The sequence below is a fragment of the Clostridium coskatii genome, assembly GCF_001675205.1.
In the GTDB taxonomy this organism is placed as follows: domain Bacteria; phylum Bacillota; class Clostridia; order Clostridiales; family Clostridiaceae; genus Clostridium_B; species Clostridium_B ljungdahlii.
Genome location: NZ_LROR01000018.1, coordinates 39,732 through 57,035, shown reverse-complemented (window position 1 = coordinate 57,035; position 17,304 = coordinate 39,732). Strand labels below are relative to the sequence as shown.

Here is a 17,304-nt window from a genome sequence, read left to right as displayed (position 1 = left end):
AAATATAGATTTCGATTCATATATTACAAGTTAGGGCTAATTAAAGGTATGAAATTCTCAAGTTTTGAGAACTTACCATATTCAGCCCCCTTGTACACTAGATTTATATTCCCAACTTATTTAACACTTCTATTATTTTAAATCTAACTTTTATATTATTTTTGTCACTTATGTCAAATTTATTATTATTTACCATCTTATACTCCTCCGGTGTCAAAACCTTTTTCATTTCTTGCTCTGTCTTTTTGTATGATACTTGTCCTTTTGTAATATCTACGAAACATAATGGAGGAAACATAACACACCACCAGTTTTGACCTCGTCCTTTGCCTATAATCACCCTATAAGCCTCATACCTTCCCTGAGGAAGAGTTATATTTCCATAAGTCTTTATAGGAAAATTTACTTTGGATAAGGTACTTTTAACTTCATAGTTATAACCCTGTTCACTTATTACTCTACGGGCTACTTTTAATACATCCTTATCATTTTCCATTAAAACTTTTCTTGATTCGTCTATATTTTTACAGTCCTTTAGTTTAGGTTGTATATATTTCAATATTTCGTCTCTTACTTTTAGTTTAAGTGCCTGATCACTTTTTGAATCACTATTTGCTATAACATGAAATCTTATAATCCTAGATGCCATATCATCTTGTATATTGTCACTTTTTACTTTACATAAATAGGAACATACAGTAAATATACTTAAAACACATATACTAAATACTAATAAAAATTTCTTCATAATCTCATCCCCACTTTTTAATACCTATTGAATATTTCATTAGTAATTATTTACATATATCTCAATTATATTCACTGTATTTTATTATTTTACTACACCAATTCTCCTTATCTTAGTATCTACATTTACATTTACAACTGCATCCTTATAAGAATCCTCCCATTTATCTTTTACTTGCCTCCACATGAGAGGATGATATCTTTTTATATAATCCTTAAATCCTATAGGATCAATCTTAAGATCCCTTTGAGTAACTTTTATAGCGTCTTTACACTCCTGTGATATGGCCTTATTAAAACTTTGTTCAATATAGCTCAGTTTATCTACTGATAAAACCTTACCATTAGTATAATAATTTTTTATCTCACCTTCAATATTTAACTTTATATTAAATACCAAATTGCCTTTTTCTTGAGACACCTTTATTCTTCTATTGCTATCATTTATCCTTATATCTACAGGATGGCCTTCTAAATATATCATTCTTTTACCACTTTTTAATTTACCTTGTAATAATTGTATATTAGAAGTCTGAACTTGATTTAAATCACCCTCATATTTAAAATTTTTTATAGCTGCAGTACCTGCTATTTTTATATTCTTTTTGTCCTTATCCATTTCAACTTTTGGTATTATGCTATTTCCATTTTCACTCATACTAACTAGAAAATCATTTAAAGTTACAGTCTTAACTTCATTGTCCTTGGCATCTCCTTCAACTAATCCCAATATATAACCTTCTGTACTTTTTCCCATAGGTGTTTTAATTTTTATATATTTGTCTGAGCTGCCACTAGCTAAAACTATATACATATTTCTATTTAAAGAAGGCTCTCTTTGCAAATAATCTATGACTTCTTTTACTACATCAGGATATTCCATTAAACCTTTACCTAAAACAAGCAGCTTAGTTTGACTAAACTTCACAGTTCTACTGCTTTTAGACATTGCTGTATTTACAGCATCCTCCATTGAATATCCATCTACATCAACATATTTGTCTCCAGATATACCTCCTTTACCGGGTTCTAATTTACTCAAATCCGGTGTTCCAAAAGTTACATGAATTTTTTTTAGGTTTACAGACGTTAGAGGATCTGTTGACTTTACATTTTTTAATTCTTTAACCTTACCTATATCTTCTCCTGCATCCACTCCTATTACAGATACCAACTGAGTTCTTTCTATTTCAACTTTATCCCAACATCCAGTTAACACAGTACAAACTAAAAATATGCATATAAACTTACTTGCATTTAAGTTTCTTTTAGGTTTGCTGAACAAAAATATAATTAAAGGAAGCAATATTAAGCTGTACGCAGCTGCCACAGGCATTACTGTGTTAATTATATGATATAGCTCTGCTATATTTTCAGGATACATAGCTGTCAAATATATAAAGGGAGCTATTAAAGCTGAAGAGATCTTTATATCACCTAATCTAAACACGTCCTTCACTATATCTGAAGACAAGTAATATACATTAGAAAAATTGCAAAAGTAAAACATGATCCATACAGCCATTGCTATACCTTCCCATCTCTCTATAAAAGCTCCTCTTATATCTACAGATTTTATCATTGTTATAGTAGGCCATAATAAAGCTTTAGTTTGTTCTTCAGAAAAAATAGCTAGAGACAGTATAACTGTAACAACATAAAATAGCGTTACAAACAAGATGCTTTTTAAAGCTATTTTTTTTATACTTACTTTATTTTTTGCAAAAGGACCAACTAAATATATTATCTCTATGCCAATAAAACTATATATTGTATTTTTAAATGCTTTTAAATAATCATAAACATCACTGTTAATAAAGTTAGGGATACTATTGTTAAAATGTGCTTTATTTAAAGTGAACAAAAATATTAATCCCATTGATACGAACATTATCCAAAAAGAAACTTCATTAAATTTTATTAAATCTCCTAATTCATTTCTTATAAGATAGATTCCTGTAAATATCATTATAATTATTAGAAATTCCGAAGGAGTTTTTTCAAGTAAATACATTTTTATAACTTCTATAAATATCCTCATACCCATGGATATAAAAAATATATTATATGCAACAAATATAAGTGCCAAAATACTTCCAAATATCTTTCCAAAGCTATTTTGCAGTATTATACATAGCTTGTTATATCCATTTAACTTTATAACTTTATAGGCAATGTAAATTAAGAAATAAGCTACTATTCCTTCTACTATGGTTCCAATCCATCCATTTGAGCCTAAATAGTTTACCACTTCTTCGGGATATGAAAATGCTCCTACACCTATCATAGTTATTACTATAGTACTGAACATTCCAAATTCAGTTATAAAATTTTTTTGTGTCATGTAATAACCATCTCCTTACCAATTCACAGTTCGCAATTCATAATTTGCAGTACATATAAATTTCAATCTTCAAGTCTATATTTATCCGATGGCTACCATCCGTAATACCCCCCATCTTCTCATAAAGTGGGGGATAACGGCTGCTACACCCCTGGATAACGATTTCTTCTAAGTTTCAGATGGATAAAAAACTCCACCTGAACCCAAGAACTCTGTTTATCTTTGTCTTATTTTGTCTTGAGTTTTCATATATCGTGGTCTTCTTTTAAAAAAGCTAAAAGGCAATCTTAAGTACATATCCTTAAAATCATTAATGTTTTCATTTACCATTGGAGACAGATATGGTACTCCAAAACTCTTAAGTTTAACTAAATGTATCAATGTTAATATAAGTCCAATCATAATTCCATAAAGTCCAGCAATTGCGGATGCAATTATGAGTAAAAATCTAATCAACCTAAATGCAGCTGTCATCTCATAATTAGGAGTAGTAAAACTTGTTATAGCTGTGATTGCTACTATTATTATCATTATTGGGCTCACTATTCCAGCCTGAACTGCTGCCTGCCCTATAATAAGGCCTCCTACTATACCCGTAGTTGCACCTATGGCCTTTGGCAACCTGGCTATAGATTCTAAAAGCAATGCCAAACTTACCTCCATAATTATGGCCTCTACAAAAGCTGGAAAGGGTACTCCTTCTCTTGAAGCTGCAATAAAATATGCTAGTTTAGTAGGTATTATTCCTGTATGAAAAGAAGTAACAGCAACATAAAGAGCAGGCAATATAAGTGAAAGAATAATAGACATAAACCTTATTATTCTAATAGTAGATCCGTATATCCATCTTTCATAATAATCATCTGGTGACTGAAACAAATTGGGCATCGTAGTTGGAACTATAATTACAAAAGGGGAATTATCTACTATAATAGCAATTCTACCTTCATAAAGTGCAGATGCTACTACATCCGGTCTCTCAGTACTCTGAATTTGTGGAAAAAGGGACCACTTATTGTCTTCAATAAACTGTTCAACATATCCACTATCTAAAATTGCATCTATTTCAATCTTAGATAACCTTTCTTTAAGTTCCTTTAAAGCATTTGTATTTACTATGTCGCTTATGTACATTATTGCCAGATCAGTTTTAGATCTCACTCCAAATTCTTTCACCTCAATTTTAAATCTAGTATCTCGTATTCTTCTTCTTACAAGAGCTGTATTAAATCTTAAAGTTTCTGTAAATCCATCTCTTGATCCTCTTATTGCAGTTTCTCCGGAAGGTTCCGTTACTGATCTTGCAGGCCATAACCTGGTAGATATTATATAAAAATTTTTTAATTCTTCAACGAACATTATGGTTTCTCCAGATAAAACCAAATCAATTCCTTTTTTTAAGTCATCTAAATCTTTCATATCAGATACACTCATCATTTTATCTTTTATATTATCTACGCACTTTACATACCTTATTCTCGTCATTAACCCTCTGAGTAAATCATTTAGGAGCATTTTATCTGCCATTCCGTCTATATATACTATTGCACATTTCACAGCTCCTATATAAAATTTTCTAAAAATTATATCCGCATCATCTTTAAATAGGTCTTTTAAATATTTTATATTCTCATCTACACTAGTAGATATCTTACTTCTTACCTCTTCTTTCACTTTTATCACTTCCTTAAAAAGAATATATAGAAAAGGCGTATAAAACAACTGAAAAGACTATTAAAATTACGCCAATTATTTTAGATTTAAAAGCAGTTTTTATTAATCTATTTCTTTTAAACTTTTTTGAATCAATGAATGTCAAAATGATTCCTTCAATTACCATAAGTATAAAAAAATATTTGTCAAACAGATGAACTATTCTCACATTTTTCCCTCTTCTCTTTTGTCAACTTTGTATGAAGTAATTTTAAGTTATTTTTCGCCTAACAAAACTTATTTATTCATAAAATTGTTTTTGCTAATTTATTTAAAATCTATATAAAAATTCCTGTTTAGTTATAAGTTTTGTAACCAAACAGGAACTTTTTAAGTTAATGATTAAAAATGAATAGTAAATAAGAATTTTTCTCCACTACGATTTGAAAAATCTTAGGTTTAAAGCTTATTGAATCAAAGCTTCAATAGCACTATACTTTAGATTTTCTGGAGTTTTAACGGAAGAAAATCATCCATAACTCTTAATTATACTTTATCAATTATCAGCAAAATATCTAGAATATAAATCCAACTTCCAAATTATAGATTCTATATACCTTTAAATGGTTCTTGTAATAAACACCTCTCTATACCTAGTTTTCATATTATCATAACATTTCTGTGCTTTTAACATATCATCAAAAAAAGCAAAAATGCTTGGACCGCTTCCACTCATAAGTGAACCAACTGCTCCAAAATCTATCAAATCAGTTTTTATTTTTCTAAGCACGGGATATTTTTTTAAAGTTACATTTTCCAAAACATTTTTCATGTTTTTACTCAGCATCTCCAATTTTGATTCATTAACCGCATCTATTAAAATTTCTGTATTAGGATGCCTTTTTATTTTACTTATGTCTAAACTCTTATATACCTCTGCTGTGCTCACTCCAAAAGGTGGTTTAATTAATATGAGTATATGGTTTCTAAACGGCATGAGTGGTGTAACTTTCTCTCCTATCCCCTCACACAGGGCTGTACCTCCTATTATACAATAAGGAACATCTGCCCCTATATTTAAGCCTAATTGACTCAATTCTTTATCACTTACTTCAGGAGTATAAATATTTCTCATAGTCTTTAGTATAGCTGCAGCATCCGCACTTCCACCAGCAAGTCCAGCTGATACAGGTATATTTTTGCCTATGTTTATACTAATTCCATTCTTTATATTATATTTATCAATAAATAATTTTGCTGCTCTGTAAACCAAATTTCTCCTGTCACAGGGAATATATCTATTATTAGAGCATATCTGTATTCCAGTTTTGATCTCATCTATTTTTAAAACATCATATAAGTCTATATTCTGCATTATCATTTTCAAAAGATGATACCCATCTTTTCTTTTTCCCACCACGTCTAATGAGAGATTTATTTTAGCATAAGCTTTTACTAACATTTCAATCCTCCAAAGTAACTTAATAATATTAATGTATTTAAGATAGTATAATACTATTTTAAAATTAAAGCTATACTTTTAAAATTTAAAAGTATAGCTTTTTCCTATATCATAGCTAGTGAATTTAAATTTGATTTTTCTTTATTTAGCTTCTGATTTAACAGCTTTATTAGAGGATCTATTTCTTCAAAGAATATTATTATGAGATCTCCTTGTTTTGCAGTATCTATTGCTTTTTCTAATGCCTCTTTTTCATCTAAAATAACTTCTACCTTGTTCATGTCAAAGCCTGACTTCATGACGCCTACCTTTAGTATTTTTGCTATAGCTCCAATTTCTCTACCTCTTCTATCTTTATCTTCTTTAATGTATACATAATCAAAGTTCTTTCCCACAATACTTCCTATTTTTTCAACACTCTCATCTGTTCTATCACCTGGTACTCCAATTACTCCAACTAATCTATTATATTTTAAATTTTTAGCACCTCTTATAACAGCTTTATAACCTTCTATATTGTGTCCATAATCTAAAACTACTTTTATCCCATTTAAATCATACATATTAAACCTACCGGGGTTAAAAGAAAAATCTCCATAAAAAGTTTTAAACCCTTTCCTTATAATAGAATAGTCTATATTAAGCCCTACTGCAGCCGCACAAGCAGCCATAGCATTTTCTACATTATAGGTTAATTTTCCATCTAATGATATTCTTATATCTTCCACTTTAGCAATAGGTACTATTTTTTCTGTTTTTTCTACATACATAATATTATCTTTAATATATACTCCATACCCTCCACTATTTATGTTCTTTCTCAAAACTGGATTATCCTTATTTTTCGAAAACATAATTATAGTACTTTTTATTCTATTAATTATACTTATACTTACTAAGTCATCTGCATTTAAGACTACATATCCATCTTTTTTTACAGCTTCTCCTACAAGAGATTTCACATAAGCTAAATCCTTCATGGTATGTATTCCATCTATCCCTAGATGATCTTCAGTTATATTAGTTATAACTGCTACATCTGCCAGGTCATAAGCAAGACCCCTTTTTATTATGCCACCTCTTGCCGTTTCTAGCACTGCTGCCTCTACATCCCTATTTGCCAGAATCGTTTTAGCACTATAATATCCTGTAGTATCACCTTTACATATACACTTATTATTTACATATATTCCACCTGTAGTAGTCATTCCAACATTATATCCAGACTTTTCTAAAATATGTGCTATAAGTCTTGTAGTTGTAGTTTTCCCATTAGTTCCCGTAACTGAAACTACAGGTATTGGCTTATATTTATCAAACATCATATCTACTATAGCACTTGCTACATTTCTGCTCTTACCTTGGCTAGGATAATGGTGCATTCTAATACCTGGTGCTGCATTAACTTCTAATATAGCACCTCCACTTTTGTCTATAGGTTTACCTATGTCTTCACAGCATATATCTATACCACACACATCAAGTCCTATAGCCTTTGCTGCTCTTTCACAAATATTTATGTTATCTTGACATATTATATCAGTGCAATCTACTGCCTTCCCTCCTGTAGATAAATTTCCATTTTCTCTTATTATCAACTTTTTACCTTTAGGTAATATACTATCTAACTTATAGCTGTGTTTACTTACACAAGACCTTAATTCTTCATCTATTTTTATTGTAGTCAAAGGCTTCTCATGTCCATCTCCTCGCTTTGTGTCTTTATTTACATTTTTTATTAATTCAACTACAGTGCTTACTCCATCTCCTACAACGTAGGGAGGTATTTTTTCCGAAACAGCTATTACCTTTCCATTTATCACACATATCCTAAAATCTTTTCCCGTTATATTTTTTTCTATCATTATGTTATCATATTTTTTTGATAATATATGATAAGCATTTATAGCTTCCTTTTCACTTTTTATATTTATAAATACACCTTTTCCTTGATTACCATAACAGGGTTTTAAAACTATAGGATATCCTATCTCTTTAGCTTCTATAAGCAACTCTAAAGGGCTTCTTACAATTCCACCTTCTGCTACGGGAAGACATTGATTTTTAAGTATTTCTTTAGTCAATATTTTGTCACAGGATATATCTACAGCTACAGCTTTTGTATTATATGATATGGTGGCTTCTATAATTTTACTATGCTTTCCATACCCCAATTGAAATATACTATTGTCTCCAATTCTAGTTACAGGTATTCCTCTCTTTTTAGCTTCTGATATTACAGCTAAAGTACTTGATCCTATTTCTTCTCGTTTTAATACTTTCTTTAGATTTTCTATAGCTTCATTGAAATTATAATATGTTCCTTTTATAAGAGAATTTATTAAATTTACAGCTATCTTTCCCGCTGCTACTCCTGTATTTTTATATAAATACTCATATATTATATAATATTTGTCACCACTTATTTCCCTAGCTTTTCCATAGCAAGCATCTACTCCTAAATTATTTTCAATGGAAAGTATAATATGTTCGCATACATGAGCTAAGTAAGTGCCCTCTTCTAATCTTTTTCTAAAACCATGTTCTTCGTCAATTCCACACCTGTGTTCATTTAACTCAGGTATGATCTTTAACAATTTGTGATTAAACCCAGATATATCTTTAGTAGGGATTTCGCTGTACCCTTCTAAATCTACAGACATTTTTATGCATTTTTTATGAGCAAATATATTTCTTCCCTGAAAAATTCTAAAATTATCTATTCTCATCTTCGTATATATTGCCCGTTATGCAAGCATAGAACTTTTAAATTCATTTAAAGACTCTGCTTACTTCCCTATTCATAGTATCCGATTTTGCTTATTTGCTACTTTCGTTTGGTCCGATACTCCAAGGGCTTAAAATCCCGTTTAACTATAACGGTATCATCAGCACTTATCTTTACGTTAGGCATTGTTATTTTCTTTCGAATGCCCTATTTGCTGATTTAACGGTCTATTCGGACTCCTCCCTTTATATCTATTTGACCTTTTATTGGTTTTTATTATTTCATTAGTAGTGACAAAAATCAAAATTTACTAGATATTATAGGCTGATTTATTTAGTAAATTAAAATTATCTCCACATTTAAGAACATGCAATTTTACATCAAACATGGATAACACTTCATCTGGATGTTGTTCTGAAACATTACTGTAAGTTATATTAGAACCATCTATTATATATACTGCTCCAGAACCAACTACTGTAAATTCCCCATTTTCCTTGACTATAATGGCTGTGTCCTCATCGATTCCTATGCCTAAACTTTGAGGATTCTCTGCTATTCCTACAAGCAGTCTCCCTATCCTGCCTCTCTGTGCAAAATGTTGGTCTATAATAACCCCTTTCATAAATCCAAGTCCCGGAGCCATTTTTAGAGTACACTTTTTAGGAGACTCCTCATCAGGACCTGTTATTATCATAGTATCACTCATAACAGAAGCACCTGCGGAAGTTCCCACAAAAGTACATCCATTTTTATATAGCTCTTGGATTTTAGAATACAGTGGTGTTCCTCCTATTAAACTGGTTATTCTAAGCTGGTCACCTCCAGTAAAAAATATCATGGAAGCATCTTCTATTACAGTTATATTGCTTATATTAAATGCATCCTTTCTATCCTTAATATTTAATATTCTTATATTCTTTATACCTAATTCTTCGAATATTTTCTGATACTCATATCCTAATTCCTCTGGAATTTCAGAAGCAATAGTTGCAATTACAAGTATATCTTTACTTTTTTCCAATATCCCACAAACTTCTTTTAATATTTTTTTATCACCTTTTTTATCCTCTGCCCCTCCTATTATTATCAACTTTTCCTCTACTTTTTCTTTCAAACTTATACACCTTCTCCTGTGGATATTCTATATCTTTTCCTTATTTTTAATTATTATGCGTAAGGCAAAAAACTTCAGTACTTTGCTACTGAAGCATGTAAATTAAATTATTCATTTTTAACTTAGCTTTCACCTATACGGAACTTTGACTTAATATAAAAAAATTACGAAGCAACTTTTTTGAGAGGACAATTGACAGAGAACAGTGGACAATGAAGGTAAGTTTTCCTCCTTACATCAGAAAACTAATTTATTTTTAAGCTTGTTTTGCTAATGCAAAACATCGCTTAAGCAGGCTTTAAAATCTGTGATTTTCAGATAATTGCTTGCTCAGAAAGTACTTCTTAGAAACAAAAAAACGTGAGTTTCTTTTAAATTAAAGATTTTTCGTAGTGCAACGGAGAAAAATCCTCCTTCACTGTCCTCTGTCAATTGTCATCTGTCCTCTCAAAAATATTGCGACGCAATTTTTTTATATTATATAACAGCTCTTCCTGGTATAATAAGCTTTTCTCCAGCTTTTATAACATCAGGATCTTCTATGCTGTTTAGTTTCACTAAGTTTTCCACTGTAGTATAATACTTTTTAGCTATCTTCCACAGGGTGTCCCCTTGCTGGACTACATATATTGTTAAGCTGGATTTTTTATCCGGGAACTCTCCTTCTAAGGTATCTATATTTACTAAAAACTCCTTATGCGTAATATAGTTTACTCGAGCATAAACCTCTATAACTGCTTTTATTGCTATGGTGTCTACTTCTATTTCTCCCTCTATACTTTCTAAAGACACTTTTGCTATACACTGCATATCAATTTTACTTTCAGGTATATCCACACTGCAATTAAAAGGTATCTCCTCTTTAGACCTTCTTATTTGATTTTCTGAATCTTTATATAGTATCTTGGCATTTAAAACTCCTTCTACAATAACCTTATCTTCTACTATTTTCTTATCAGTTATGCACACATCTCCATAACACATAATTACTTCTGTAGGTTTAATTCCTTCATTTATTTCTATATTGGATTTAACCATACTTTGAGTAGTATTTTGTCCATGCATGACATTCAATTCATAATCTTCTTTTTCCATTTGCATAAGGGAAGATGGAGAATATGCATCTTCTATTATATCCATATCTTCTTTATACATAACCTTAGTATTGGATTTAACAAGTACTTCTAGCTCAACTATTCTGTTTTCTCCTAAGTCATCTTCTCGCATAGTATGTTCTACTTCATCAATGTTAAAATCAGTATGACTTTCCATAGAAGGATTAACTCCCTGCATTGGAAGTTCCTTATTTACAAACACATCTTTTTCTATGCATACAATGTCTCTTGTATCCTTTCCTCTATAGAGCATTCTAATAAGCACATAAGCTTCTACAGAAATTTTATCTTCTAACACCTTTATATCTTTTTTATGAACATTTATATTATATTCTAGTACACTTCCAATCTGCGGTTTGTCCACAGATATCTGAATTTCAGTTTTAGCAACTAAATCTCCTGAAACTGTACCTACTATTTTATCTACAGTAGCAGGATTTTTTAACATCTGTATGTCCTCAGATCCAGTTACATCTTTTATAACCTCAAATTCATACTTTTTATACACTTCTGCCTTTAATTTTATAATTCCTTCAATAGCTATTTTTCTCTCATTTGCTATAGTACAATTCATATGTTCCACATAACAATCTGAATCACATAACATCATATGTTCTGTGCCGGGTACCTCCACATAATTGGAAAATGTTCCTGTATAATTGACACTGTAAATGCCCATGTTTTCGCTTTCTTCTGCTAAGTAAAGCAAAGTATATTCTATTTTACCCTCTACAAATACTTTATCCTGCATCACTTCTTTATTAGTTATACTTGGTTTTGCATTAAGAATTAGAATTTCTTTAACATCCGGATTTGTATCAGGTATTACATATTCTGCTTTTATAACAGTATCCGAAAAATCTTCGGCTAGTAATTGTTCACATTCTATATTTTCTTTAATAAAATCTATGCTCATATTTATTACCTCCCCCATAAAAACCTACTATTTATTTATATAAATTTGAGGTAAAAAATATGCTACTATTGTAAAGATTTTTATGCTGTCTATTAATATTGACATTTAAAGAATTTTGACGTAATATTAAATTGGTTGTTAACCATATAACCTCTCATAAATTCTCAATACCCTTTTATACCATAGTTGAAAGATGGAATTAGCCATCTTTCTTCTTACCCTATAGAATTAAAAATAGTATATAGAATGATAATTATTTAAAATTATTATTCTATATACTATCCTTAATTCTACTAATTACCACTTAGAAAAGAGTAAAGGTAGTGGTTCCTGTAATTTGACTTGATTAATATTGCAAAAATAAATCGGTTATTTAATACCAATTTACGCCATTTTATACTGGGAAAACTAATTGAACTGTCTTAGTTAAAACATCTGAATAGCTATATGTCACTTTCCTTTGGGTGTCACTTTCTAATCTAATCACAAATATACTAGGATAAGCTTTTTCTATCGTTCCCTTATTAACAAAAACTTTTCTCCTACCTCCATTTGCTTTTAGGGTTACCTTATCTCCCACATGATTTTCAATATTTTTTCTTATAGAAGCTAATACATTAGATCCTTCTATCATTCCAAACACCCTCTTTCAACATTTTATATTATACTCCCTATCCGCTATTATGTCAATTAAACTTTTTAGTATATCAGTTAATAAATCGCTTTGTCAATATTAATTTTTTGTAAACAGAACCAGGATACTTCTATTTATAGCATTTTATATTGTTATTTCTTTAAGTCACTCATATATACAATAATATTTACTATTTTTATGATTTTTATACATAGAGTGATTTTGGAAATCCTTCTCTATACTTTCCTCTTGTTTGTAATCCTCCAATGCCATTAGTTCTTGTTATAGTATTTTCTAATGCCTCTTGAATGGATACAACTTTTTCTATATTGGTATACGCTATTTTTTCGCACAAAAATACTGGGTCCAAACAATGAATAAGTACTCTACTAGGTGAGCTCGCAAAATTAGCTCCTGAATCTAAAATTTTCTCGTAGCAGGACTGACATGCCCCTGCAAATATTACTAAATCATCATAGTTAGATTTGTAATTTCTGAGCTCGGATACTGTTTTCACAAAATACTTGGAATTTTTGTAGTTGTTTAAATCTGTATAGTCCTTAGTACCTTTAACTATAGCATCATGTCCTGTAATCACAACTATATCAGGCTTAATTTCCCTGGCTAATTCTACTACCTGACCAGGTTGATCTTTCTCTGGTATATTCTTCCCAACTACGTCTAATAAAAGCTGCTTATATACTTTAAGACATACATCTAAATATTCCGAATCTCCATCTATATGAAGTATCTTTCCTGGTCTTCCAAACGTCAATTCTTTACCTGATTTATGTGATAAAAATTTTGTTATATTATATTCTTGTCTGAACCCTCCCCTACTTGCTAAAATGTCTTTAATAGATCTATTAACTTGTCTACTAAATATCTTTTCACTTTCTGTAAGAGAATCTTCAGATACAGGTTCTAAATCATCTTCAGCTGAATCTGCAATTATTCTCAAATTTATTCCCTTTAGAATATATAGTTTTCCTTCTGCTTCTTCCTTCACATCTATTATTTTAAAAGTTATATCTCTATCGTAAGATTTCCTTACCACTACATCTCCTATTTTCATATTTTCATACATCCCCATATAAAAAGTCATGATATATATTATGAATACAATACATTTTAAGTGCAAAAAATAAGGACTATACCGGATTTAATTTAAAATTCCAGGTATAGCTCCTAGCCTTCTTTGATAATTTTACTTCTGGTTATATATTTTTTTAAATTTCTCAATAAAATCAATATATTTACCCTGCTCAGAAATTAATTCCTGAAGTTTATTATTATAAGTCTTTAAAGGCCAATTAACTTCGTTATAGTAGTATCTATTAGCCAACCTCCAAAATCTTTGAGGAAATAGCAAAAAAGCAAATATTACCCTGTATTCTTCTTCTTTAATAGGGCTAACTTCATTATATGAATTAATTATAAGCTCTGCATTAGCTATATCCCAGTCGGATCTTTTTAAAACCTTACCCATAAAAGACGAAATATCATAAGCCCTAACTTCCCTTTTACAATAGTCGAAGTCTATTACATTTACTTTATTATTATTGTCAATTACTATATTGTGATAGGTAAAATCGTGATGACAAAATCCTTCTTCTTTTTCTGTAATGTCACATAATTCATCATATTTAGAATCATTCAATACCTCTATGGCTTTTCTTCCAAAATCTTTATAAAACTGAACTTCTTTAGTATAATTTAAATCAAAATCTCCCTTGTTGCTTTTTTTCCTACCCATATCTCTCATTTTATCAAGAGCTTTAACCCTTTTTTCCATAAGGTGGTGCCACCTACCAAGATCTGTCTTCAATTTGCTGTTTTCCGGCGGCTCATATCCCTTGGAAGCTGCATGTAAACTTGCCAGGCACTTAGAGGCATTTATGACATCATCTCTATTTTTAAAATCACATTCCCTGCCGCTAATCCATTCGGAAAGAGTATATATATCTTCATTTACAAGTGCATATGGATTTCCATCTACATTATTGCAATACTTATCTACATATGGAAACCCGTTTTTTATAAGATGCTCCTTTGCTCCATAAACAAACAGAAGTTTTTGAGTCCCATAGTTTACCTTCTTTAAGCACTTCATTCCTTTGTCTGTTTTTAGAAGATATACTCCTTTGCTTGGCTTTATATTTTCAATTTTTACATCAAATTGTCTTTCTATTTCAAATTCTCGCATCATGTTAATCACCCCTATATATTTATATGAGGTCCTAAATTAATTTAGAAGAATATTAACATTTTGACCTTTATTTTAATATAATGAAATATACTAATTTAGAGAGGAATAACTTTATGAAAATAGGCATTGATGGACGTGCCGCAAAATGGTATAGAGGTACTGGTATAGGTACTTATACTTACCAACTACTAAATTGTTTAAATAATATTGATAATATAAATAATTATTTACTTTTCATGCCGGAGGGATTTAGAGACAATATAAATTTTAAAAAAAACTTTAGACTAGACACGCTCCCTCAAGACAATAATCACAATTTTTGGCAAGAAGTCAATGTACCGAATACAATAAAAGATACTAATATACAATTGTATCATGTTCCTCAAAATGGAGTTGGACTTCCAATTTATAAAAATTGTAAATTTGTCATAACACTTCACGATGTAATTCCCTATAGAATGCCTTCAACCGTAAGTGATAGATATCTCAAAGTTTTTTCAGACTATATACCTAAAGCAATACCCCAATGTGATGGGATTATTACGGTTTCAAATTTTTCTAAAAAAGACATCATGAAGGCCTTTGATTTCCCAGAAGACAAAATATATGTCACCCCTCTAGCCAGTGAAGAGATATATAAACCCCTGGATAAAAGAATAAGCAAATATGTTGCTAAAAGATATTACTCTATAACTGGAGATTATATACTATACGTAGGTGGATTTAGCCCAAGGAAAAATATACTCGGGCTTATAGAAAGCTTTAGTAAATTAGTATCTTCATATAAAAGTCCTTTAAACTTGGTTATCGCCGGTAACAAAGGAATATCCTACAGCATATATAAGAATCGTGCTGAAGAATTAAATATATCGGACAAAGTTATATTCCCAGGGTTTATATCTATGGATCATCTTCCATATATATATAATGGGGCTGAATTATTTGTATATCCTTCTTTTTACGAGGGATTTGGTCTTCCTCCAATAGAGGCTATGGCCTGTGGAATACCTGTAATAGTATCAAATACAACTTCCCTTCCTGAAGTAGTTGAAAATGGTGCTCTTCTCGTAGACCCTACAGACCAAACTAATTTATATGAATCCATGTTAACCGTACTTTCAGATAACGACCTTAGAACTAAATTAATATCCTCAGGTATGAAAAGAGCTTCTGAACTAAGTTGGGGGAAAACTACCCAAAATACCTTGGATGCATACAACAAAATTCTGAGAAAATAATCAATTTAAAATTGTAAGAAACCGCATATATCTTTGAAATACATAGATTCTAAGGATATATGCGGTTTCTTACATACTTTATTTATTTTTTTAATATATTATTCACCTAATTTAGGATTTTATCTCTAAATTCCTGTAAAAATTCTTTTCTATCTTCTTTATATCTAGTTTTCCTCTTCAATCTATCTAAAAATACTTCTTCTTCCCACTCCTTACGCTTACTATAATAATCTCTTGCTATAGTGTAAAAATCATTAGGGAAATCTAGCATAGCATATAGTACCTCAAGTTCCCTACGACTTAAATTATTTTTATTGCAATAACTATTTATTATAGAATTAGTTTTATCTATGTCAAAGGCAAAATTTTTAATAACTTTGTTTATGAAGTTACAAAGATCATGAACTTTAAGGTCTATGATGGCATAATCAAAATCTATAAAATACGCTTGATTTTCATTTATTAATATATTATGATACGCTAAATCATGGTGGCATACTACTACTTTATCCTCTTCACTACACAATTTATAATAATGAGATTGTTGAAGTAATATTATGCTTTTTTCTATTTCCTCTATATAGTAACTCCAATTTTTTATAAATATTTCATCAAACTCTGTCTTTTTCTCATGAATATTTGCTATATTTTTAAAAAATTCCATTTCCTGAATTCTTCTCTTAAAAGAATCAATCAATTTTCCATTATTACTCTTGTTATATATACCTGTCTTAAATCCTTCAGAAGCAAGATGAAATTCACCTAAGCCTTCTGCTGCAATATTCAGTTCTATAGGATTGCTAAAGTTACATTCCGTTCCATTTACTGTATCCATTATACAGTACATATCTCCATCCCAAATAGTATATATTTCTCCTGCTTTATTCTTCACAAAATTTATTATTCTAGGAAATTTTGTTCTCACATAATTTAAAACATTATATATAAACTTCAGCTCATCTAGGGTATAATCTACCTTTTTTAAAATTTTTTCCCCTTTGTCTGTGGAAATCATATATACACTTCTAACCGGTACAACATCATATACTTTTAAATCAAATCTATCAAAAAGCTTTGTACACAAATCATACTTGGTTAAATATTTTTTTTCACCATATCTGTCTACCAATTCTGCCTCCCC

General features: G+C 30.2%; 13 protein-coding genes. 1 reads left to right on the top strand and 12 read right to left on the bottom strand.

Annotation, left to right across the window (positions count from 1 at the left end):
- Positions 1-103 precede the first annotated feature (103 nt).
- The 11 genes from spoIIR to CLCOS_RS00735 all read right to left on the bottom strand — a co-directional run bounded on the left by spoIIR (position 104) and on the right by CLCOS_RS00735 (position 14,925).
- Complete coding sequence (gene spoIIR / locus CLCOS_RS00785; RefSeq protein WP_013236905.1) at positions 104-748, bottom strand: stage II sporulation protein R; 645 nt, start codon at positions 746-748, stop codon at positions 104-106.
- A gap of 84 nt (positions 749-832) precedes the next feature.
- Entirely contained in the window at positions 833-3,091 is a 2,259-nt protein-coding gene (locus CLCOS_RS00780; protein ID WP_063601735.1) for a Ger(x)C family spore germination protein, read from the bottom strand.
- A gap of 216 nt (positions 3,092-3,307) precedes the next feature.
- Positions 3,308-4,765, bottom strand: coding sequence for a spore germination protein (locus CLCOS_RS00775; RefSeq protein ID WP_063601734.1), 1,458 nt, complete (start codon positions 4,763-4,765; stop codon positions 3,308-3,310).
- Positions 4,766-4,778: 13 nt separating this feature from the next.
- Positions 4,779-4,973, bottom strand: a complete 195-nt coding sequence (locus tag CLCOS_RS23055; protein WP_063601733.1) for a CLC_0170 family protein — start codon at positions 4,971-4,973, stop codon at positions 4,779-4,781.
- Between the two features lie 390 nt (positions 4,974-5,363).
- A complete protein-coding gene (ispE, locus tag CLCOS_RS00765) occupies positions 5,364-6,206 on the bottom strand; it encodes a 4-(cytidine 5'-diphospho)-2-C-methyl-D-erythritol kinase (RefSeq protein ID WP_063601732.1) in 843 nt (280 codons plus the stop codon).
- A gap of 104 nt (positions 6,207-6,310) precedes the next feature.
- Positions 6,311-8,935, bottom strand: coding sequence for a cyanophycin synthetase (gene cphA, locus CLCOS_RS00760; protein WP_063601731.1), 2,625 nt, complete (start codon positions 8,933-8,935; stop codon positions 6,311-6,313).
- Between the two features lie 309 nt (positions 8,936-9,244).
- A complete protein-coding gene (locus CLCOS_RS00755) occupies positions 9,245-10,051 on the bottom strand; it encodes a cyanophycinase (protein ID WP_063601730.1) in 807 nt (268 codons plus the stop codon).
- Between the two features lie 477 nt (positions 10,052-10,528).
- Complete coding sequence (locus CLCOS_RS00750) at positions 10,529-12,082, bottom strand: DUF3794 and LysM peptidoglycan-binding domain-containing protein (protein ID WP_063601729.1); 1,554 nt, start codon at positions 12,080-12,082, stop codon at positions 10,529-10,531.
- A gap of 394 nt (positions 12,083-12,476) precedes the next feature.
- Positions 12,477-12,713 (bottom strand): Veg family protein, encoded by a 237-nt coding sequence (locus tag CLCOS_RS00745; protein ID WP_029170030.1) that lies wholly within the window; start codon positions 12,711-12,713, stop codon positions 12,477-12,479.
- Positions 12,714-12,921: 208 nt separating this feature from the next.
- Complete coding sequence (yabG, locus tag CLCOS_RS00740) at positions 12,922-13,791, bottom strand: sporulation peptidase YabG (RefSeq protein WP_013236896.1); 870 nt, start codon at positions 13,789-13,791, stop codon at positions 12,922-12,924.
- 132 nt (positions 13,792-13,923) lie between these two features.
- Positions 13,924-14,925, bottom strand: a complete 1,002-nt coding sequence (locus tag CLCOS_RS00735) for a CotS family spore coat protein (RefSeq protein WP_063601728.1) — start codon at positions 14,923-14,925, stop codon at positions 13,924-13,926.
- 113 nt (positions 14,926-15,038) lie between these two features.
- Here CLCOS_RS00735 and CLCOS_RS00730 point away from each other — a divergent pair, with 113 nt between their 5' ends.
- Positions 15,039-16,163 carry a glycosyltransferase family 4 protein gene (locus CLCOS_RS00730; RefSeq protein WP_063601727.1) on the top strand — a complete coding sequence of 375 codons (1,125 nt, stop codon included), beginning with the start codon at positions 15,039-15,041 and terminating at the stop codon, positions 16,161-16,163.
- 106 nt (positions 16,164-16,269) lie between these two features.
- Here the strand turns inward: CLCOS_RS00730 and CLCOS_RS00725 are convergent, their stop codons facing one another.
- Complete coding sequence (locus CLCOS_RS00725) at positions 16,270-17,292, bottom strand: CotS family spore coat protein (protein ID WP_013236893.1); 1,023 nt, start codon at positions 17,290-17,292, stop codon at positions 16,270-16,272.
- Positions 17,293-17,304: the final 12 nt, after the last annotated feature.